The 19,154-nt window shown below is 71.2% G+C and carries 19 protein-coding genes; 13 read left to right on the forward strand and 6 right to left on the reverse strand.

From position 1 onward, the window contains the following. The first annotated feature begins 146 nt into the window (after positions 1 to 146). The 4 genes from ACGGCP_RS20400 (at position 147) to ACGGCP_RS20415 (ending at position 4,477) form a co-directional block, all read left to right on the forward strand. Positions 147 to 1,412: an extracellular solute-binding protein gene (locus tag ACGGCP_RS20400; protein ID WP_392968353.1), complete on the forward strand. Its 1,266-nt coding sequence runs from the start codon at positions 147 to 149 to the stop codon at positions 1,410 to 1,412. A 79-nt stretch (positions 1,413 to 1,491) separates the two neighbouring features. Next, positions 1,492 to 2,472: a carbohydrate ABC transporter permease gene (locus ACGGCP_RS20405; protein ID WP_392968355.1), complete on the forward strand. Its 981-nt coding sequence runs from the start codon at positions 1,492 to 1,494 to the stop codon at positions 2,470 to 2,472. After that, positions 2,469 to 3,413 carry a carbohydrate ABC transporter permease gene (locus tag ACGGCP_RS20410; protein ID WP_392968357.1) on the forward strand — a complete coding sequence of 315 codons (945 nt, stop codon included), beginning with the start codon at positions 2,469 to 2,471 and terminating at the stop codon, positions 3,411 to 3,413. The genes ACGGCP_RS20405 and ACGGCP_RS20410 overlap by 4 nt, the downstream gene beginning before the upstream one ends. Before the next feature lie 20 nt (positions 3,414 to 3,433). Then, positions 3,434 to 4,477, forward strand: coding sequence for a LacI family DNA-binding transcriptional regulator (locus ACGGCP_RS20415; RefSeq protein ID WP_392968359.1), 1,044 nt, complete (start codon positions 3,434 to 3,436; stop codon positions 4,475 to 4,477). 122 nt (positions 4,478 to 4,599) lie between these two features. Here the strand turns inward: ACGGCP_RS20415 and ACGGCP_RS20420 are convergent, their stop codons facing one another. Beyond that, positions 4,600 to 4,743: a GPGG-motif small membrane protein gene (locus ACGGCP_RS20420; RefSeq protein WP_270110005.1), complete on the reverse strand. Its 144-nt coding sequence runs from the start codon at positions 4,741 to 4,743 to the stop codon at positions 4,600 to 4,602. A 278-nt stretch (positions 4,744 to 5,021) separates the two neighbouring features. Here ACGGCP_RS20420 and ACGGCP_RS20425 point away from each other — a divergent pair, with 278 nt between their 5' ends. The 5 genes from ACGGCP_RS20425 to ACGGCP_RS20445 all read left to right on the forward strand — a co-directional run bounded on the left by ACGGCP_RS20425 (position 5,022) and on the right by ACGGCP_RS20445 (position 10,627). Next, positions 5,022 to 6,752 (forward strand): bifunctional 3'-5' exonuclease/DNA polymerase, encoded by a 1,731-nt coding sequence (locus ACGGCP_RS20425; RefSeq protein WP_392968361.1) that lies wholly within the window; start codon positions 5,022 to 5,024, stop codon positions 6,750 to 6,752. A gap of 243 nt (positions 6,753 to 6,995) precedes the next feature. Then, the gene (locus ACGGCP_RS20430) at positions 6,996 to 7,916 is read left to right on the forward strand and encodes an ABC transporter ATP-binding protein (RefSeq protein ID WP_392968363.1); all 921 of its coding nucleotides are present in this window, start codon (positions 6,996 to 6,998) and stop codon (positions 7,914 to 7,916) included. Then, positions 7,913 to 8,734, forward strand: a complete 822-nt coding sequence (locus tag ACGGCP_RS20435; RefSeq protein ID WP_392968365.1) for an ABC transporter permease subunit — start codon at positions 7,913 to 7,915, stop codon at positions 8,732 to 8,734. Before ACGGCP_RS20430 ends, ACGGCP_RS20435 begins: the two co-directional genes overlap by 4 nt. 10 nt (positions 8,735 to 8,744) lie before the next feature. Then, the gene (locus tag ACGGCP_RS20440) at positions 8,745 to 9,956 is read left to right on the forward strand and encodes a sensor histidine kinase (RefSeq protein ID WP_392968367.1); all 1,212 of its coding nucleotides are present in this window, start codon (positions 8,745 to 8,747) and stop codon (positions 9,954 to 9,956) included. Continuing rightward, complete coding sequence (locus tag ACGGCP_RS20445; RefSeq protein ID WP_392968369.1) at positions 9,953 to 10,627, forward strand: response regulator; 675 nt, start codon at positions 9,953 to 9,955, stop codon at positions 10,625 to 10,627. The genes ACGGCP_RS20440 and ACGGCP_RS20445 overlap by 4 nt, the downstream gene beginning before the upstream one ends. Positions 10,628 to 10,807: 180 nt before the next feature. Here the strand turns inward: ACGGCP_RS20445 and ACGGCP_RS20450 are convergent, their stop codons facing one another. Next, on the reverse strand, positions 10,808 to 11,575 hold the full coding sequence (locus tag ACGGCP_RS20450; protein ID WP_392968370.1) for a class I SAM-dependent methyltransferase: 768 nt from the start codon (positions 11,573 to 11,575) through the stop codon (positions 10,808 to 10,810). Positions 11,576 to 11,606: 31 nt separating this feature from the next. Continuing rightward, on the reverse strand, positions 11,607 to 12,140 hold the full coding sequence (locus tag ACGGCP_RS20455) for a GNAT family N-acetyltransferase (protein ID WP_392968372.1): 534 nt from the start codon (positions 12,138 to 12,140) through the stop codon (positions 11,607 to 11,609). A gap of 153 nt (positions 12,141 to 12,293) precedes the next feature. Between ACGGCP_RS20455 and ACGGCP_RS20460 the strand changes: the two genes are divergently transcribed. Together ACGGCP_RS20460 and ACGGCP_RS20465 are read left to right on the forward strand one after the other, a co-directional pair. Further along, entirely contained in the window at positions 12,294 to 12,944 is a 651-nt protein-coding gene (locus ACGGCP_RS20460) for an HAD-IA family hydrolase (protein WP_392968374.1), read from the forward strand. A gap of 130 nt (positions 12,945 to 13,074) precedes the next feature. Next, a complete protein-coding gene (locus tag ACGGCP_RS20465; RefSeq protein ID WP_392968376.1) occupies positions 13,075 to 13,926 on the forward strand; it encodes a hypothetical protein in 852 nt (283 codons plus the stop codon). Between the two features lie 56 nt (positions 13,927 to 13,982). Here the strand turns inward: ACGGCP_RS20465 and ACGGCP_RS20470 are convergent, their stop codons facing one another. The 3 genes from ACGGCP_RS20470 to ACGGCP_RS20480 all read right to left on the reverse strand — a co-directional run bounded on the left by ACGGCP_RS20470 (position 13,983) and on the right by ACGGCP_RS20480 (position 17,323). Next, positions 13,983 to 14,555, reverse strand: a complete 573-nt coding sequence (locus ACGGCP_RS20470; RefSeq protein ID WP_392968378.1) for a hypothetical protein — start codon at positions 14,553 to 14,555, stop codon at positions 13,983 to 13,985. Continuing rightward, positions 14,552 to 16,456, reverse strand: a complete 1,905-nt coding sequence (locus ACGGCP_RS20475; protein WP_392968380.1) for a DEAD/DEAH box helicase — start codon at positions 16,454 to 16,456, stop codon at positions 14,552 to 14,554. Before ACGGCP_RS20475 ends, ACGGCP_RS20470 begins: the two co-directional genes overlap by 4 nt. Before the next feature lie 456 nt (positions 16,457 to 16,912). Then, a complete protein-coding gene (locus ACGGCP_RS20480) occupies positions 16,913 to 17,323 on the reverse strand; it encodes a hypothetical protein (RefSeq protein WP_392968382.1) in 411 nt (136 codons plus the stop codon). Between the two features lie 165 nt (positions 17,324 to 17,488). Here ACGGCP_RS20480 and ACGGCP_RS20485 point away from each other — a divergent pair, with 165 nt between their 5' ends. Together ACGGCP_RS20485 and ACGGCP_RS20490 are read left to right on the forward strand one after the other, a co-directional pair. Further along, a complete protein-coding gene (locus ACGGCP_RS20485; protein ID WP_392968384.1) occupies positions 17,489 to 18,403 on the forward strand; it encodes a sugar kinase in 915 nt (304 codons plus the stop codon). Continuing rightward, positions 18,400 to 18,999 (forward strand): bifunctional 4-hydroxy-2-oxoglutarate aldolase/2-dehydro-3-deoxy-phosphogluconate aldolase, encoded by a 600-nt coding sequence (locus ACGGCP_RS20490; RefSeq protein ID WP_392968386.1) that lies wholly within the window; start codon positions 18,400 to 18,402, stop codon positions 18,997 to 18,999. The genes ACGGCP_RS20485 and ACGGCP_RS20490 overlap by 4 nt, the downstream gene beginning before the upstream one ends. Positions 19,000 to 19,154 lie beyond the last annotated feature (155 nt).

The raw sequence follows: 19,154 nt of genomic DNA on the forward strand, positions 1-19,154 counted from the left end.
CCCGCGATCCGGGTCAGAGAGCGCTCTCTCGATCCCGGTGCGAGACCGGACCGGCCGCTACGGCGGCGGTCGGGCCACCCGTACCCCGCAACCGTTGCGGGGCGGCGGATCCCTCACCACCCAGAGAACACAGTGGAGAACCACCGATGAAGACCAGACCGATCCGCGCCGCCATGGCGGCGGCCGCCGCCGCGGCGCTCGCGCTGACCGCCGCATGCTCCGGCGGCGGGGACGACGGCGGCAAGATCACCCTCAGCGTCGGCCTGTTCGGCGACTTCGGCTTCGGGCCCCTCTACGAGGAGTACTCGAAGCTGCACCCCGAGATCGAGTTCGAGGAGCGCATCGCCGAGTTCGCCGACCACCACACGAATCTGACCACCCACCTCGCCACCGGGTCGGGCTCCGCCGACATCGAGGCGGTCGAGGTCGGCTACATCTCCCAGTACACGGCCCAGCCCGACCGCTTCCACAACCTGCTCGACCTCGGCGCCGCCGACCTCGAAGGCCAATGGCTGGACTGGAAGTGGCAGCAGGCCCTCTCCAAGGACGGCGAGTCCCTGATCGGCCTCGGCACCGACGTCGGTGGCATGGCCATGTGCTACCGCCGCGACCTGTTCGAAGCGGCGGGCCTCCCCGTCGAGCGTGACGAGGTTTCTGCCCTGTGGGCCGGGTCCTGGGAGGACTACGTGGCCGTGGGCCGCCAGTACTCGGAGGCGACGGGCGGGGACTACTTCTTCGAGTCCTCGGGGAACATGTTCCGCGCCATGGTCGAACAGGCCGACGAGGGCGTCTACGACCGCGAGGACAACCTCGTCGTCGAGTCCAACCCCGCCATCGGCGACGCCTGGGACCTCACGGTCGAGGCCATCGAGGCGGGCATGTCGAACCGGCTCCAGGCCTGGACCCCCGAGTGGAACGCCGGGTTCAACGAGGGCACCTTCGCGACCATCATCTGCCCCGCGTGGATGACCTCCTACATCGAGACGAACGCCCCCGACTCGGCCGGGCTGTGGGACATCGCCACCGTCCCCGGCGGCGCCGGGAACATGGGCGGCTCGCACCTGGTGCTGCCCGCCCAGGGCGACCACCCCGAGGAGGCGTACGAGTTCATCGAGTGGCTCACCGCTCCCGAGCAGCAGCTGAAGGTGTTCGAGTCGACCGGGAACTTCCCGTCCACACCGGAGCTGTACGAGGACGCGGCGCTCACCGGCATGACGAAGACGTACTTCAACGACGCGCCCGTCGGCCAGATCTTCACCGCCGCAGCGCAAGCGGTGCAGCCGCAGTACCAGGGTCCGCTCCAGGGCGATGTGCTCGCGACGATCGGCCAGGGCCTCGGCCGCATCGAAGACGGCAGCCAGACGCCCGAGGAGGCCTGGAGCCAGGTCCTCGGCGACCTCGAATCGTTCTAGCCCCCGCAGGGGACGGGACCGGACGGGCACGCCTCCCGTCCCCGCCCGGTCCCGCCCCCTCAGACCCGAAAGCGACCCGATGACCATCGCCGCCAAGCCCGCCGCCGGCCCGACCGGGCGGTCCTCCCCCGCGCCCGGACCCCGCCGGTTCCAGCAGCTGCGCTACCGCCTGGACCTCAAGGCCTCGCCGTACCTGTACATCGCCCCGTTCTTCGCGCTGTTCGCCGTGTTCGGGCTCTTCCCGCTCGCGTACACCGCATGGGTGTCCACCCACGAGTGGAGCCTGCTGTCCGACGAGCACGTCTTCCTCGGCCTGGGCAACTACCAGACGCTGCTGAGCGACCCGTACTTCTGGAACGCCCTGGGCAACACGCTCTCGATCCTGCTGCTCGCCACCGTCCCGCAGCTGCTGGCCGCGCTCCTCCTGGCGCACCTGCTGACCCTGCGGCTGCGCGGGCAGACGTTCTGGCGCATGGGCATGCTCCTGCCGAACGTCGCCTCCGTGGTGGCAGTCGCCGTCATCTTCAGCCAGCTGTTCGGCCGCGACTTCGGCCTCGTCAACTGGATCCTCGAATCCCTCGGGGCCGGGCGCGTCGACTGGCAGTCCGGGACCGCCACGTCGCATGTCGCCATCGCGGTCATGGTGGCGTGGAAGTGGACCGGCTACAACGCGCTGATCTACCTCGCCGCGATGCAGGCCGTCCCCCGCGAGGTCTACGAGGCCGCCCACCTCGACGGCGCGTCGCGGATGCAGCAGCTGTTCCACGTCACCGTCCCGATGATCCGCCCCACGATCGTGTTCACCGTGATCGTCTCGACGATCTACGGGCTGCAGATCTTCGCCGAGCCGCAGCTGTTCGGCGGCGGCGGGCCCAACGGCGTCACCGGCGGCGCGTCCCGGCAGTTCCAGACCCTCACGCTCTACCTGTACGAGCACGGCTTCAACCGCGGCTTCGAGTTCGGCTACGCCTCCGCGGTCGCCTGGACGATGTTCCTCGTCATCGTCCTCGTCGCCCTCCTCAACTACCTGTTCATCCGCCGCATCAGGAGCGACTCATGACCCGCCCCGACCTCGCCGCCCCGCCCGCACCCGCCGGGGGCGACACCGACTCCCGATGGGCCGGCCGCAATGCCTTGCCGGGCCGGCCGGCCCATCGGGCCCGGGCCCGGATGCGGGCGCTGCGCGAACAGCCCGGCCGCCTCGCGTACCTCACGCTGGTCGCGGTGCTGTTCTTCTCGGGCTTCCCGCTGTACTACAGCTTCGTGGTCGCCTCGCGCGACAACTCGGCGCTCGCGCAGGTCCCGCCGCCGGTCCTGCCCGGGGCCAACCTCGTCGCGAACGTCGAGCGGGTCTTCGCGACGGTGCCGTTCGGCACGGCACTGTGGAACTCGGTCCTCGTGAGCGGCACGGTGACAGCGTCGGTGGTGTTCTTCTCGACCCTCGCCGGGTTCGCGTTCGCGAAGCTCGAGTTCAAGGGCGCCAAGGCGCTGCTCCTCGCGGTGGTCGCGACGATGATGGTGCCGGTGCAGCTGGGCGTGATCCCGCTGTTCATGCTCATGATCGAGCTTGAGTGGACGGACACGCTGTGGGCCGTCATCGCGCCGGGCCTGGTGAGCGCGTTCGGCGTGTTCTTCATGACCCAGTACCTCCGGGGCGCGATGCCGGGGTCGCTCATCGAGTCGGCCAGGATGGACGGCGCCTCGACGTTCCGGATCTTCTGGCAGATCGTCATGCCCGCCGCGCGACCGGCGGCCGTCGTCCTCGGCGTGCTCACGTTCCTGACCTCCTGGAACGACTACTTCTGGCCGCTGATCGTGCTCTCCAGCCCGGAGCGGCAGACCGTGCAGGTAGCGCTGTCGACCCTCAGCGGCGGGTACGTCACCGACCAGTCGTTGGTGCTGACCGGGACGATGCTGGCTACGCTTCCTCTGCTGGCGGTGTTCGCGCTCTTGGGCAAGTACATGATCAGCGGGATCATGCAGGGCGCGGTCAAAGGCTGAGACGTACGGAGGCGGAAGGCATGCGGCGAGCGGAAGCGGTGCCCGGCGGCGGGCCGGTGCGGGCCCCCCGCACGGGTCGGCCGACGTTGGAGGAGGTCGCCGAGCGGGCGGGCGTATCGCGCGCGACGGTCTCGCGGGTCGTCAACGGGCAGACCACGGTCGCCGAGGACCTGCGGCTGGCCGTCGAGGCGGCGGCCGCCGAGCTCGGGTACGTGCCGCACGCCGCCGCCCGGTCGCTGGTGACCCACCGGACCGATTCGGTGGCGCTCATCCTGCCCGAGTCGCCGAACCGGGTGTTCTCGGACGACCAGTTCTTCCCGAGCGTCATCCGCGGCGTGGCCGCCGAGCTCGACGCAGCCGGGAAGCTGCTGGTCCTGCTGACGACAGGTTCGGCGGAGGCGCGGTCGCGCGCGGAGCGGTACGCGGTCGGCGGGCACGTCGACGGCGTCATGTTCGCCTCGCTGCACGACGCGGACCTGCTGCCCGAGCTGATGCTGCGGCGCGGCGTGCCGGTGGTCTGCAACGGGCTGCCGCACCTGGCCGCGCCGTGCATCGACGTCGACCACCTCGGCGGCGTGCAGGCCGCGGTGGAATTCCTGCTCGCCAAGGGCCGCAGGCGGATCGCCACAGTGGCGGGCCCGCAGGACATGGTGGCCGGGCGGGCGCGCCTGGACGGGTACCGGCAGGCGCTCGCTGCGGCCGACCGGCGCGCGATCGTCGCGGTCGGCGACTTCACGGCCGAGTCGGGGCACGCGGCGATGCGGCAGCTCCTGGCGGACGAGCCCGACCTGGACGCGGTGTTCGTGGCGTCGGACCTCATGGCGCACGGCGCGCTGCAGGCGCTGCGGGAGGCGGGGCGGAGCGTCCCCGGGGACGTGGCGGTCGTCGGGTTCGACGACATCGCGCTGGCGACGTACTGCGATCCGCCGCTGACGACGGTGCGGCAGCCCATCGCAGAGATCGGCCGCAGCATGGCCCGGACCATGCTGCGGCTCTTGGAGGGTCGCGAGGTCGAACCGCTGACGATCCTCCCCACGGAACTGGTGGTGCGCGAGTCCGCGTAACCCGGGCCCGAGTGCCGCTTCGGCGCTCGGGCGCGGCACGGCCGACGCACCGTCGTGTCGGTCAACGGGCGCTGCCGCGCAGCGGCGGCGCATACCGGGTGCCGCCGCCGCCCGCGGCGCGGCTATGTGAAGACGCTGACGCCGCCGGGGCCGACCAGCAGGCCGACGATGATCACCACGATGCCCAAGAGCACTTGGCCCCGGAAGATCATGAAGATGCCGTAGATGACGAGAAGGACCGCGAGGATCCAGAGTATGAGTGCCATGCGGTCCGGTTACCCGCGAGGACGCGAAATATGTCTACATTCCTCTCGCGGTTGCGCGTCGTCGCCGAAGACGGTGCCATGTGACATGTCACGCATTACCCGATCACCACACCCCCGTATACACCCTGACATGCGGGTATGACAGGTTCCGGCCCCGCTGGTACGCGAGTCTGATTCGCGGTCGGCGCGTGTCCCCGCTCAGGTCCTGGGAGGGAACCAGCGTTCCGGCACGGAATGGATCGGGCCGGAATGTCGGTGGCGCATGGTCCACTTGGAGCATGGAGGTCGCACTCGTGCACGGTCGCGGCGGGGAGGGGTGGACGATGCCCCTCCCCGGCGGCACGGTCGCCTACCATCCGGACCTCGCGGCCGCGGTGACCGCGATCGAGACGGAAGCGAGGCGCGCGGCCGGTGCAGGCGACATCGCAGGCCGCGCCGGCTCCGCGGGCGACGCCGACCATCGCGGCAGCCGTCCCGAGACGAGCATCCCGGCGGAGTTCTCGCGAAGCCGCCCGGAGGCGCCCCGCTGGGTCCTGGCCGACACCGCGCACGACTACCCGCCCCTGCTGGAAGCCGGAGCCCGCCTCGACCGCTGCCGGGACCTGCGGCTCTCCGAGCGGATCCTCTCCCGCGTCGAAGGGCGCGAGCCTCCGGCGGTCGCGGCCGAGTCCGACCCCGACGCCGGGACCCTCTTCGAACGCGAACCCGAACCGGTCGACGGGCCCGCGGTCCTCGTCCGGCTCCAGGCGACCTGGCTCGACCAGCGCCGCCGCACGACCGCCGCGGGCATCCCCGGCCTGGGGACGCTGCTCGCGGCGGAGTCCGCCGGGGCGCTGGTGGCCGCCGAGATGGGCCGCACCGGCGTGCCCTTCGACCGCGGCGTGCACGACCGGCTCCTGCGCGACCTGCTTGGGCCGCGCCCCACCAAGGGCATGCGCCCCAGAAAGCTCCAGGCTTTGGCGGACAAGGTGGTGGACGCGTTCGGGCACCAGCTCAACCCCGACTCGACGAAGCAGGTCCTGGCTGCGTTCCACGCGGCCGGGCTCGATGTGAAGAACACGCACTCGTGGGAGCTGTCGTCCGTCGACCATCCGGCGGTCGAGGCGCTCAAGGCCTACCGCGAGCACGCCCGCGTGTGGACGGCGTTCGGCTGGAACTGGGCCGACACGTGGGTCTCGGCGGCCGGTTCGCCGGGAAACGCGGTCGACCCCGCACTGGCCGACCGGGGCCGGTTCCGGCCGGTCTACATGGTCGGCGGGGCCGACACCGGTCGTTGGGGCACCGACGGCGGCGGTGCCCTGCAGCTCCCCCACGCCGTGCGGGAGGCGATCCGGGCCGAGCCGGGCTGGAAGCTCGTCGCGGCCGACGCCGCGCAGCTGGAGCCGCGGCTGCTCGCGGCGATCAGCGGCGACCAGGCGATGATCGCCGCTACGGCCGCCGACGACCTGTACACCGAGCTGGCGCCGCGCCTGGGCGGGGAGCGGTCGAAGGCGAAGATCGCGCTCATCTCGGCGATGTACGGCGGCACCGCGGGCGACGCGGCGCAGCTCGTCCAGCTCATGCGCGACCGGTTTCCGGCGGCGTTCGGGCGGGTCGAGTCGGCGGCGCGCATCGGCGAGAAGGGCGGCCTGGTCCGCACCTGGCTCGGCCGGACCGTCCCGGCCCCGGGCGAGCGCTGGTGGCAGACCCTCAACTCCGAGGACGGCACCCGGGCCGCGACCGGCCGCGGGCGCTTCACCCGGAACTTCATCGTGCAGGGCACCGCCGCCGAGTGGGCCCTGGTCCTGCTCGCGCTGCTCCGGAGAGAACTCCACGAACGCGGCCTCGGCGAACTCGTGTTCTTCCTCCACGACGAGGTCGTGGTCCACTGCCCGGCCGAGCACGCCGCGACCGTCAGCACCGTCATCGAACAGGCCGCCGACGCCGCCACGAAGACCCTCTTCGGCGACATGCCGGTGCGTATCCCGCTGCGCCCCAAGGTGGTCGACAGCTACTCCGAAGCGAAATGACGAACCGCCCCTGATCCGCCGGACCCGCGTGCGGCCCCGGTCGCTGTCGTACCCGTATGTCAGGGTATTCCCGGGGGTGTTCCGTACCGGTAATATGTGACACGTGACGTGCTATCGCCGGATTCCAGGCGGCGCACGCCGGGCATACGGCTCGAAGTAGTAGTACCCGGGTACCACTCATGTCCCTGAAGTTCGCTCTTGAAACGGATGAAGCGGCCCTTCGCGAGCCGTAGCGTTCTGGGCATGATCGAGATCGAGCACTTGACGAAGCGCTACGGCAAGAAGACGGCCGTGGACGATCTGACGTTCGCCGTCAAACCCGGCGTCGTCACCGGATTCCTCGGCCCCAACGGCGCCGGGAAGTCCACCACGATGCGCGCCATCGTGGGCCTGGACTCCCCGACGAGCGGACTCGCCCGGGTCAACGGGAAGCACTACTCGGAGTTCCGCTCCCCCCTCACCGAGGTGGGCGCGCTCCTGGAGGCCAAGTCCGTCCACGCCGGACGCAGCGCCTACAAGCACCTCCTGGCCCTGGCCCGCACCCACGGCATCCCCAAGCGCCGCGTCACCGAGGTCATCGACCTCGTCGGCCTCCACGAGGTCGCCGGCAAGCGCGTCGGCGGCTTCAGCCTGGGCATGGGCCAGCGCCTGGGCATCGCCGTGGCGCTCCTCGGCGACCCGGCCGTGCTGATCCTGGACGAGCCGGTCAACGGCCTCGACCCGGACGGCGTGAAGTGGATCCGCCTGCTGCTCAAGGGCCTCGCTTCCGAGGGCCGGACGGTGTTCCTGTCCTCGCACTTGATGAGCGAGCTGGCGCAGACCGCCGAGCACCTGGTCGTGATCGGGCAGGGCAAGCTCTTGGCCGACACGACGGTGGACGCGTTCGTGTCCGGCAACGGCCAGGCGCGCGTGCGGGTGGTCTCGCCTGACGCGGCGCGACTGGCCGAGCACCTGGCCGGGCCCGGGATCTCCGTGGCGAGCCCGGAGCGCGGGGTCCTGGAGGTGACGGGGACCGAGGCCGCCGTCGTCGGCCAGACCGCGGCCGCGCACGGCCTGGTGCTGCACGAGCTGCGCACCGACCGAGGGTCCCTTGAGGACGCGTTCATGCAGTTGACCGCCGACGCGGTCGAGTACCGCCAGACCAGTGAAGGGGCGAACCGATGACCGCCGCTGTGATGACCGACCGCCCTGCGGCCTACACGCCGCCGGCGCAGTACAAGCTCTCCGCTGCGGGCCTGCTCCGTTCGGAGTGGACGAAGCTGTGGTCGCTGCGCTCGACCTGGATCGTGCTGCTGTGCGCGGTCGTGTTCAGCGCCGGGCTGGGCGCGCTGATCGCGTCGAGCGTGCCGAGCGACCAGGCGATCGGCGGTGCCGGGGCGGCGATCGACTTCTCGATGGCGGGTATCTCGCTCGCGTCGGTGTTCGTGGCGGTGCTGGGGATCCTGACGGTGACCGGCGAGTACTCGACCGGGTCGATCCGCTCGACGATGTCGGCCGCGCCGAAGCGCCTGTCGGTGCTGTGGGCGAAGGCGGCCGTCTACGGGGCCGTGGTCGCGGTCCTGTTCGGCGCCATGGTGTTCCTGACGTTCTTCATGACGCAGGCGATCTTCTCGGGCACGGAGCTCGGCGGGGTGTCGCTGGGCGACGAGGGCGTGCTGCGGGCGCTGCTCGGTTACGCGGCGATGATCGTGTACCTGGCGCTCCTGGCGCTGGGCATCGGTTCGATCCTGCGCAACTCGGCCGGGTCGATCGGGTTCTACATCGGCGTGATCATGATCCTGCCGCAGTTGGCGACGCTGCTGCCGTGGAACTGGGTGAGCGACGTGACGCCGTACGCGCCGGGCAACGTGCCCAACACGCTCCTGATGGTCGACCCGGCGGGGGCGAGCCTGTCGGTCGGCGAGTCGTGGCTGTGGATGGGCGTCTGGCTCGTGGTCACATACGGGCTGGCGGGCGTGCTGCTCAAGCGCCGCGACGTGTGAGCATGTGTTCGTGGCCGAGGCCGTGAATGTTCCCCGCAAACGCGGGATGTGGCAGCGGATGCTGGAGTTCGACTCCCGGCATCCGCTGCTGTGGAATCTGTTCCCGATCTTCCTGTTCGTGTTCCCCGCCTGCGGCGGGGTGCTGTTCGCCGCCGTGGGCGAGTTCGAGCCGAAGCGGCCGTTGCTGCAGTTCGTCCTGGTGCTGATGTTCATGGTGCCGACGATCTGGCGGCGCCGGTACCCGTTCGCGGTCCTCTTGAGCCAGTGCGTGCCGCTGGGGATCATGATCCCGCTGGGGATCACCAGCGACGAGAACGCGGGGTTCGTGGGCGCGGCCGCGGCGGTGGCGTTCACGTTCGTGCTCTACAACCTGGTGGTGCGGCGCCCGCTCAAGCTGCTGTGGTGGGCGGGCGTGGTCTCGCTGGTGCCGTCGCTGGTCGACTGGGTCGTCAACGAGGACCTGTCGGTGATGGGCTTCCTGGGGTACTTCGCGCCGACGGCGCTGTACTTCGGTTTCATCGTGGCGATCGGCATGCTCATGCGCACGCGGCGGGAGTTCCAGCATTCGGAGCGGGACCAGGCGGCGCAGCAGGCGGTTTCGGAGGAGCGCAACCGGATCGCACGGGAGATGCACGACATCATCGGTCACAACCTGGCGGTGATCAACGCGCTCGCGGACGGCGGCGCGTACGCGGCGACGGCCGCGCCCGAGAAGGCGAAGGAGGCCTTGGAGGCGATCGGGCGGACGAGCCGGGAGGCGCTGGGCGAGCTGCGGCGGGTCCTGTCGGTGCTGAAGGCCGAGGAGGGCGAGGATCTCGAGCTGGCGCCGCAGCCGGGGCTGGCCGAGCTGGACGCGCTCATCGAGCGGGTGCGGGAGGCGGGGCTGCCGGTGACGGTGACGGTGACGGGCGAGCCGCTGGCGCTGTCGGAGAACCAGCAGCTGGCGGTGTACCGGACGGTCCAGGAGTCGTTGACGAACGTGTTCAAGCACGCCCGGGGCGTGAAGCGCGCGAAGGTCGTTCTGGAGTACCGGGACACGGGGCTGTTCGTGACGGTGCAGAACTCGGGGAACCGGGTGGACGAGGCCGGTACGGCCCGTGGTCTGGCAGGCTTGTCGGAGCGGGCGGCGGCGTTCGGCGGCACGATGGTCGCCGGGCCTGAGGCGCTCGGCGGCTGGCGGGTCGCCTTGTGGCTGCCCCGGGACGGAGAGGAGCACCGGTGACTACGTTGCTGATCGTGGACGATCATCCTTTGCAGCGCATGGGGTTTCGGATGCTGGTGGAGAGCCAGCCGGATCTCGTGGTGCTCGGGGAGGCCGACAACGGGGCCGACGCGGTGCGGCGGGCGACCGATCTGGGCCCGGACGTGGTGCTCATGGACGTGCGCATGCCGGGCGTGGACGGGATCGAGGCGACGCGGCGGATCATCGCGGCGGGCGGGCGCAGCCGTGTGCTCGTGTTGACCACGTTCGACCTCGACGAGTACGCGTACGCGGCGTTGCGGGCGGGCGCGAGCGGGTTCCTGGTGAAGGACGCGCAGCCGGAGGAGCTGCTCGCGGGCATCCGCGTGGTGGCCGCGGGGGACGCGGTGGTCGCGCCGAAGCTGACGCGCCGGCTCCTCGACCGTTTCGCCGACCAGTTCCCTGTGGACGGCGAGGGCGAGTCCCCCGCGACGGCCGCTCAGCTCGAGGTGCTGACGGAGCGGGAGCGGGAGGTGCTGACGGCGATCGGCCGGGGCTGGAACAACACCGAGATCGCCGAGCGGTTCCACCTGGCCGAGTCGACGGTGAAGACCCATGTGGGCCGCATCCTCGCGAAGATCGGCGCGCGCGACCGGGTGCAGGCGGTCATCTTCGCCTACAACACCGGGCTCGTGAGTCCTGACGGGAACTGAGACCCGATCGGCCGGGCGGTGGCATGTCACATGTCATGCGCTACAGCCCGAAGGTCGACCGCAGGGTGAGCGGCAGTGCTATGTCACATGCCATGTGATTCCCGCTGGGCTCGCCGCCCCTCCTATCAGTCCCCTGTGCCATGTCACGCGCTAGCCGTGCCGTCGACGGCCTGCGGCAATTCAGGTTCGGGTGAACGCCAGGAGGTCGCATTCGGACTCGACGGGGTGCGGCTTCGTCTCGGCGACCGCATCGGCTTCCAGCGCGGCGAGACCGTCCCGGTACTCCTCGTCGGTGAGGTGCTCGTAGACCGACAGGGCCCGCATCCGCTGCCTGCCCGCGTACTCGGCGAGGCTGTCGGCGGAGCGGTGGTGGACCTCGGTGAGCCCCGCGTGCGCGAACCCGGCCTCGGCGAACACCGCGACGGTCTCGTCCAGGGAAGGGAACACCTCGGCGTCGATCTCGCGCGTGCGCGGGAAGTACCGGTAGAGCAGCAGGTCCTTGAGGCGGTCCGAGAGCGTGGTCGCCAGGAGCAGCCGCGACCCCGGCGCGAGGACCCGCGCCAGCTCCCGCGCTGCCGCGGGCCGGTCGGGCACGTGGTGCCACACGAGGAACATCAGCGCGAGGTCGGCGCTCGCGTCGTCGAGCGGCAGGTCCGCCGCGTGGCCGGGCACGTACGAGACGAGCGGGTGCGAGGACTCGACGTGGGCGACCTCCCGCATCCGCGCCGACGGTTCGACGCCGATCACGTCCGCCCCGAATTCGTCGGCCAGCGCGGGCGTGAACCGGCCCGTGCCGGAGCCGACGTCGAGGACGGTGGCGATGCGGCGCGGCCCGGCGTGTTCGCGGAAGGCCCTGAGCCAGGTGCGGCGGCTCGACGGGAGAAGCCTGCGTCCCTTCGCGTATCCGGCGTGCTGTGTGCGGTCGTAGTCGACGCGTTTGAGTCCCACCTTGTCCCCCAACCTGTGTCAGCTTGTGTCGCTATGTCGCGGTGGGCACCCGGAACCGGAGTTTGCCGCCGCGTTCGTCCTCGAGTACCCCGCCGTTGGCTTCGATGACCTTGCGGGAGCCGGTGTTCTCGACGTCGCAGGTGATGAGCGCCTTGTCGATGCCGCCGGCTGCGGCGTGGGGCAGGACGGCGGCGAGCATGGCGGTGGCGTGGCCGCGCCTGCGGGCGGTGGGCCTGACGTCGTAGCCGATGTGGCCGCCGAATTCGCGGAGCTTGTCGTTGAGGCGGTGGCGGAGGTTGATGCGGCCGAGGAACGTGTCGCCTTCGGCCCACCAGTAGGTGGTGGCGGGTACGAACCAGGCGGGCGGGTCGGTGGTGAGGCGGCGTTCGAAGTCGAGGACGCGTTCGGTCCACTGCTCGGTGCCGTCGGGGCGGCCGGCCTCGCGGAGGAGGTCGCTGAGGAGCGAGCTGTCGTCGGGTCCGCCGCGTCCTTCGGCGATGAACTCGTCGACGGCTTCGGCGTAGGACGCGCCGAGGCGGGCGGTGGGGAGGATGAGTGCTGGCACGGTGTCGACGGTAGGTGAGCGGCCGGGTTCGCGCAACCGTTATCCGGTGCGGCGCAGGGCTCACGGCGGGATGTTCGAATCCTTCGTGAGAGTTAGCGTGGCCGTCATGTTCCGTTGGTAGCGTCCAGGGCTGACGACTCGAGGAGGGTACGTATGGGCGATTCGGTGCTGACGGCTTCGGTGCTGCTGTTCGACATGGACGGAACGCTGGTCGATTCGACGGCGTCGGTGGAGCGGGCGTGGGGGCGGTTCGCGGCCCGGCACGGCCTGGAGGCTTCGGCGATTCTGGCGGTGGCGCACGGGCGTCCGACGATCGAGGTGGTCGCGGAGTTCGCGCCGCACGGTGTGGATGTGGTGGCGGAGACCGACCGGATCGAGGCGGAGGAGATCGACCGGACGGACGGGATCAGCGAGATCCCGGGGGCGGCGGCGCTGCTGAGCGGCCTGGACCGGGACCGGTGGGCGGTGGTGACGTCGGCGACGCGGGCGTTGACGGTGCGTCGGCTTGCGGCCGTGGGGATTCCGCTGCCGAAGATCCTCGTGGCGGCGGACGACGTGACGAAGGGGAAGCCGCATCCGCAGCCGTACATGCTGGCGGCCAAGGCGCTCGGGTTCGATGCGGAGGAGGCGGTGGTGTTCGAGGACGCGCCTGCGGGCCTGGCGTCGGCGAGGGCCGCTGGGGCGGCCGCGGTGGTGGTTGGCGACTACAAGGGCGAGGAGGCCGAGGGCCTGCCGCGTATCCAGGACATGCTCGCGGTCTCGGTGTCGCCCAACGGTTCGGGCATGTCGGTGACGCTGGGCTGACCGGTGCCGGTCGAGCCGACCTCGTCTGGTCTCCTTCCCGCGCATAGTGTCAGCTATCTGACAGTGCCGCGTCTATCCGGTTTGTTCCTCGTTCTTTCGGGTGAGTCCCCCGAAATGGAAAGAGGAACCAATGCCAGGAGAGTTCCACGAGATCCTCGTGAAGCTGATCCAGGACGACCCGAGGTCGGTGCCGTGGCTGCTGGCGCTGGCGGGTGGGCCGAGGGGCGCGAAGACGGTCACCGCCGCGACCCGCTCGTGCGCGGTCGGCTCGCCGGGGCCGACCGAGCGGCGGGCCGACGGCGTCGTCCGGCTCGGGTTCGGCGACGGCACCGAGATGATCGTGATCTGCGAGGTGCAGAACGAATGGAGCGAGGACAAGTACTTCCGGCTGCCGGGGTACATGGCGCGCGCCTTCGACGACCACCGGATTCCGGTCGTGCTGCTCATGCTCTGCCGCTCCGACTCGCTCGCCCGGCGGTTCCGCCGCGGGATCGCGATGGGTCCGGGCAGCGCGGTCGCGGTCGCGACGGTGGGCCCGGGCAACATGCCGGACCTCGGATCCGATGAGGCGCCGCCGAACGCGGCCGCTGCGGTCGCGGCCGCGGTCATGCGTCGGCAGCCGAAGGACATCCCCGTCGAACTGTTCGTCTCGACGCTCGACCGCTGGCTCGGTACCATCGAGCCAGGGCGAGCAGCCGATTACGCGAAATTCCTGCTCACCACTTTGGCCAAGGAGCCTGCGACCTTGCTGGAGGCACTGATGAAGACCGAAGCCCGTCTCTACCACTCGGAGTACACCGAGGAGCTGCTCGCGAAGGGCCGCGACGAGGGCGCGCTCCGCCAGTCGAGAGCGATCCTCCTTCGCATGCTCGAAGCGGAGGGCCAGGTGGGAGCCGAGCGTCGTGAGGAGATCGAGACCTGCTCGGACCTCACTCGGCTCGACGCCTGGATCACCGAGCACATCCAGTCCTCGAGGAGCTAGGCCACGTACGTCGAAAGCCGGTCCGCGTTCGCGGACCGGCTTCGGCGTATGCAGGCTCAGACGGGCTGGGCGGCGTCCATGCTGGCGAGCCGGGCCGCGCGCAGGCGTCCGGCGAGGTCGCGGGTGGGGCCGCCGCGCAGGAGGAGGACGAGCCACGGGTCGTCGTCCATCTTGGCGGCGCTGACGAGCGCGAGCGCCATGATGTGGGCGCACACCTCACGCCCGTCGGCGCACGGGCAGCTCGCGGTGATGCGGTTGTGGTCCTCGGTGACGAACTTCTTGGGCAGCAGGCGCATCCCGGTCTCGGCGAGGACGTCGTCGATCCGCTTGGGCAGGCGCCCGGCGAGCAGCCCGGCCACGCACGAGGGCGAGAGGGACAGCGCGGTCATCCCGGCGGCCCACGCGGACGCGTTGTAGACGGGGATGCGGATCTCGGTGTCGAACGTCCCGGTGGTGTCGGCGACGCGGCCGGAGACGACGCCCGGTTCGATCGACATGCCGGTGACGGCGCCGTGCCCGGCGAGGGCGCGGCCCTTGACGATGCGCTGGTCGGGGTAGTTCAGGCCGATGGTCTCCAGGGCGCGCCACCACTTGCGGCCCCACCAGGTTCGTCCGTACGGGTCGCTCACAGGTGGCCTCCGGCGTCGTCGAGTTCGATGAGCTTGCGCAGCTGGGAGTCGTCGAGGTCGCCCAGCCAGTCCTCGCCGTTGCCGACGACGGCGTCGGCGATGGCGCGCTTGCGCTGCAGGAGCTCGTCGACGCGTTCTTCGAGGGACCCGGCGGTGACGAGCTTGTGGACGTGCACGGTGCGGGTCTGGCCGATGCGGTGCGCCCGGTCGGTCGCCTGGTCCTCGACGGCCGGGTTCCACCAGCGGTCGTAGTGGACGACGTGGGAGGCGCCGGTGAGGTTGAGGCCGGTGCCGCCCGCGCGCAGGGACACGAGGAGGATCGCGGGGCCTTCGCCGGTCTGGAACTCCTCGACGAGGCGGTCGCGGGCGGGCTGGTCGAGGCCGCCGTGCAGGAACGGCGCGGCGACGCCGAGCTCGGCGTGGAGATGGCGGGACAGGAGCTCCCCCATCTGCCGGTACTGGGTGAAGATGAGGGTCTTGTCGCCCTCGTCGACGACTTCGGCGAGCATCTCGGTGACCCGGTCGAGCTTCCCGGAGCGTTCGGCGAGCCCGCCGTCGCCCTCCCCGACGTACTGGGCGGGGTGGTTGCAGATCTGCTTGAGGCGGGTCAGGAGCTTGAGGACGCGGCCGCGGCGGGTGATGCCGTCGCCCAGGCCCTCGTCGAAGGCCTCGCGGATGGCCTCCTTGTACAGCCCGGCCTGCTCGTCGGTCATGGTGCAGGCGACGACCGCCTCGATCTTCGGCGGCAGGTCGGCGGCGACGTCTTCCTTCATGCGGCGCAGCACGACCGGGTCGATGCGGGCGCGCAGCGTGGCCGCGGAGACGGGGTCGCGGCCGATCTCGATGGGGTCGGCGAAGCGGCGTTTGAAGTCGGTCTGGCCGCCGAGGAGCCCGGGGTTGACGAACTCGGAGATCGACCACAGCTCCGAGAGGTGGTTCTCGACGGGCGTGCCGGTGAGGGCGACGCGGACGCGGCCGGTGAGGTCGCGGACGGCCCCGGCGGTGCGGGACCGGTGGTTCTTGATGGCCTGGGCCTCGTCGATGACGATCGTGTCGAACGCGATCTGGCGCAGCAGCTTGATGTCGCGCAGCGCGATCGAGTAGGAGGTGACGACGACGTCGGCCTCGGTGAGCGGCCCGCGGTCCTTGGTGCGGGCCGGCCCGTGGTGCAGGTGCACCGACAGCTGGGACGCGAAGCGGGCGATCTCCCGCTGCCAGTTGCCGACCAGCGAGGTCGGGCAGACCACCAGGTGCGGGGCGTTCCCGGCGCGGCGCACGAGCAGCCCGATCGACTGGAGGGTCTTGCCCAGGCCCATGTCGTCGGCGAGGATGACGCCCGCGCCGCCTTCGGCCGCGGCCTCGAGCCACGCGATGCCGTGGGCCTGGTACTTGCGCAGGTCGGCGTTGACGCGGACCTCGCCGGGGTCGGAGTGCTGGGCGGTGATGAGCCGCAGGTTCAGGCCCGAGTCCGAGCGCAGCAGCTCGGTGAAGGACTCGACGAACGCGCCGACCAGGGCCTTCGCGGTCCACACGTGCCCTTCGGAGTGCGGCACGGCGTGCCCCTCGGCGGGCAGCTCCCCGGCGATGCGGTCGAGGTCGTCGAACTTGTCGTCGTCCACCGCGTTCGCGATGCGCGCCCAGATCGCGACCGACTCGGTGATGTCAGGGCGGGAGGCGATGCGCGTGAGCGCGGGCAGGACCGGCCGCACCGGCATGGCCACGCCCTCGACTTCGTGGAGCTCGCCGTCCAGGTACAGCTCGGCGTCCACCGGGTCACCGGGCGGGAGCCCGAGCTCGGCCACCGCGGCCCCCGGGTGCGCGCCGCCGAAGAAGAGCAGCCGCCCGTCGGCCGGGGAGGCGTGGTCGGGCAGGAAGGTGGCGTGCAATTCGCTGGGTGGCAACGAGGCTCCTACGGGTCAACGGCAGACGTGCCATTTTGCCACAAGCGCGGCCCCGAACCCAAACGCGCGGTCCGCGGGCGACGCCTGGCAACGGGCGAAACCGCAGCTCGGGGCTGGCCCGGCCGTTCGGCGGTGTGCGCATGCAGACGAACGCTTGCGCTGACGCGGCCCGCCCTATCGGACCGGTCGGCCGCAGGTAAGGGAACGGGGCGGGACCGCTCGTCGCCGCCTGGAGCCGCGATCACGCGGCCCGGGCGCCTTCGGGCGGTCCCGCCCCGTCAACCCCAGAGCAAAGTCCGCGCGGGGGCCGCGACGGGCCGGTCGCTCGCGCGCCGTGCCGCGTCCCTCCACATTGAGGTCCACTGGACATCCTTCGGCCGGAAGGATGTTCAAACGTGTAGAAGTTAGCGGTAATTTCGAACACTGTCAATACCTGTGTCCAGGTTGCGGACGGGTTCAGCGCAGCGGGCAGCGCATCGCCAGATCGAGGGCGGCGTCGTCGCGGAACGCCGCCTGGGCGTCCTGGAGGGCCTCGGGGTCGTCCGGGGGCGCGTCCGCCACGATCTCCTGCGCCTGCTGCGCGAAGCCCGCCGTGAGGGCCTTCAGGTTGGGGTCCTCGATCTCGGTCCCGAGCGCGTCGAGCTGGTCGACGACGGCGTCCACGCTGCCGCCGTCGGCGCTGACGGCCAGGTCGAGGGCCTGCCACGCGTTCTGGCAGTCGGCGGCGAACTGCTCCGTGTCGCGGTCGAGGTCCTGGTAGCCGGGGTCGGTCTCGTTCGCGCCGCCGAGGCATTCAGTGAGCATCCACAACAGGATGAGCACCCCGATCGTCCATGCGAAGAGCTTCACCAGACGCAGGTCGGTCATCTCCGGCTCCAAGGTGAGAGGCCTGTGTCACAAGTCTACGCGGACCGGGACGCCGCGAGCGGGACGCGACCCGCCGCCGCCCCGTTTCTGTATGCGTTTTCCGGTCGGTAGGCTGAAGCCACCCCCACCGGCCCCGCACGCGCGGGCGGACACGAACGGAGCCGCATGGACGTCCTGTGCCTGGGCGAGTCGATGATCGTCCTCGCCCCAGCCGCCGCCGAACCCCTCCGCGGCGCCGTCGACCTCCACATGGGCGTCGCCGGAGCCGAATCGAACGTCGCCGTCGCCCTCGCCCGGCTCGGCGCCGACGCCGCCTGGTGCGGCAAGATCGGCGACGACCCCCTCGGCCAGCGCGTCCGCGACGTCCTCGACGACGCCGGCGTCGACTGCCGCCACGTCCGGACCGATCCCGACCGGCCCACCGGCGTCTACTTCAAAGACCCTGGGCCGCAAGGCACCCGGGTCCACTACTACCGGCGCGGCTCGGCCGCCTCGACCATGGGCCCGGGGTACCTCGACGGCGTCGCGGCGCCGCGCCTGCTGCACCTGTCGGGCATCACCCCGGTCCTGTCGGACACGTGCGCCGCGCTCGTCGACGAACTCCTCGTGAAACGGGCGCTGGCGCCCGCGCTGGTGAGCTTCGACGTGAACTACCGGCCCGCGCTGTGGCCCGTGAGCGAGGCCGGACCCGCGCTCAGGCGATTGGCCGACGCGGCCGACATCGCGTTCGTCGGGCTCGACGAGGCGCAGACGCTGTGGGGCGTCGACACCGCCGAGGACGTGCGGGACCTCCTGCCGGGCGCGGGCGTGCTCGTCGTCAAGGACGGCGGGAACGGCGTGACCGCGTTCGAAGGCGGTGAGAGCCGGTACTCCCCCGCCGAGCCGGTCGAGGTCGTCGAGCCGGTCGGCGCGGGCGACGCGTTCGCCGCCGGATTCCTGTACGGCCGCTTGCAGGACGCCTCGCTGGAGGCGTCGATGCGCCTGGGCCACCGGCTCGCCGCCGGGGCCCTCCAGACCGTCGGGGACCTCGCGCCCCCGCCGCCACCCGAGACCGTCCGAGCCATCCTGGAGGACCAGTGACCTTTGATCAAGGCGAGTACTTCGACCGACTCTTCGCCGGGCAGCGCGTCATGGCTATCTGGCGGGGCCTGCCCGCCGAGGAGACCGTCGCGCTCTCCGAGCGGGTGTGGGAGGCCGGGTTCGACCTGGTCGAGGTCCCGATCGGGAAGCCCGGCCAGGAGGAGGCGCTGGCCGCCGCGGTGAAGGCCGCCGCCCCGGGCGGGCGTGCCGTCGGCGCGGGCACCGTGGTCTCGGCCGGGCACGTGGAGCGGGCTGCCGCGGCGGGCGCGGCCTACACGATCGCGCCGGGCCTGAACCCGGCGGTGCTGGAGGTCTCGCACGCGGCCGGGCTGCCGCACCTGCCTGGTGTGGCGACGGCCAGCGAGGTGGGTCTCGCGCGGGACCTGGGCTGCACGTGGGTGAAGGTCTTCCCGGCCTCGACGCTCGGCCCGGACTGGTTCAAGGCGATGCACGGGCCGTTCCCGGAGATGAAGTTCGTGGCGACCGGCGGCGTCGGCCCCGACGAGATCGACCGGTACCTCCAGGCCGGGGCCTCGGTCATCGGCATGGGTTCGGCGCTGGCCGATCCGGCGAACCTGGCGAAGCTCGTGGGCTGAGCATTTCAGCTGCATACCGCGGCGGCGCGTGACCGGTGTGCGGTCACGCGCCGTTGCTGCTGTGCCATGTGATATGTCACGTACTACCCGTATCGCGGGCCCCCCGGGTCCACCCTGGCATGTGGGTACGACATCCGCTGCGCGGGCGAGGAGGC

The sequence above is a fragment of the Glycomyces sp. NPDC048151 genome (genome assembly GCF_043202775.1).
Classification (GTDB): domain Bacteria; phylum Actinomycetota; class Actinomycetes; order Mycobacteriales; family Micromonosporaceae; genus Glycomyces.

What these genes read in the sequence shown, in the direction of transcription:
- ACGGCP_RS20485 (WP_392968384.1), top strand. Translation starts at nt 17,489, where the DNA reads ATGGACGTCCTGTGCCTGGGCGAGTCGATGATCGTCCTCGCCCCAGCC.
- ACGGCP_RS20480 (WP_392968382.1), bottom strand. Translation starts at nt 17,323, where the DNA reads ATGACCGACCTGCGTCTGGTGAAGCTCTTCGCATGGACGATCGGGGTG.
- ACGGCP_RS20425 (WP_392968361.1), top strand. Translation starts at nt 5,022, where the DNA reads ATGGAGGTCGCACTCGTGCACGGTCGCGGCGGGGAGGGGTGGACGATG.
- ACGGCP_RS20420 (WP_270110005.1), bottom strand. Translation starts at nt 4,743, where the DNA reads ATGGCACTCATACTCTGGATCCTCGCGGTCCTTCTCGTCATCTACGGC.
- ACGGCP_RS20410 (WP_392968357.1), top strand. Translation starts at nt 2,469, where the DNA reads ATGACCCGCCCCGACCTCGCCGCCCCGCCCGCACCCGCCGGGGGCGAC.
- ACGGCP_RS20430 (WP_392968363.1), top strand. Translation starts at nt 6,996, where the DNA reads ATGATCGAGATCGAGCACTTGACGAAGCGCTACGGCAAGAAGACGGCC.
- ACGGCP_RS20435 (WP_392968365.1), top strand. Translation starts at nt 7,913, where the DNA reads ATGACCGCCGCTGTGATGACCGACCGCCCTGCGGCCTACACGCCGCCG.
- ACGGCP_RS20405 (WP_392968355.1), top strand. Translation starts at nt 1,492, where the DNA reads ATGACCATCGCCGCCAAGCCCGCCGCCGGCCCGACCGGGCGGTCCTCC.
- ACGGCP_RS20460 (WP_392968374.1), top strand. Translation starts at nt 12,294, where the DNA reads ATGGGCGATTCGGTGCTGACGGCTTCGGTGCTGCTGTTCGACATGGAC.
- ACGGCP_RS20415 (WP_392968359.1), top strand. Translation starts at nt 3,434, where the DNA reads ATGCGGCGAGCGGAAGCGGTGCCCGGCGGCGGGCCGGTGCGGGCCCCC.
- ACGGCP_RS20465 (WP_392968376.1), top strand. Translation starts at nt 13,075, where the DNA reads ATGCCAGGAGAGTTCCACGAGATCCTCGTGAAGCTGATCCAGGACGAC.
- ACGGCP_RS20400 (WP_392968353.1), top strand. Translation starts at nt 147, where the DNA reads ATGAAGACCAGACCGATCCGCGCCGCCATGGCGGCGGCCGCCGCCGCG.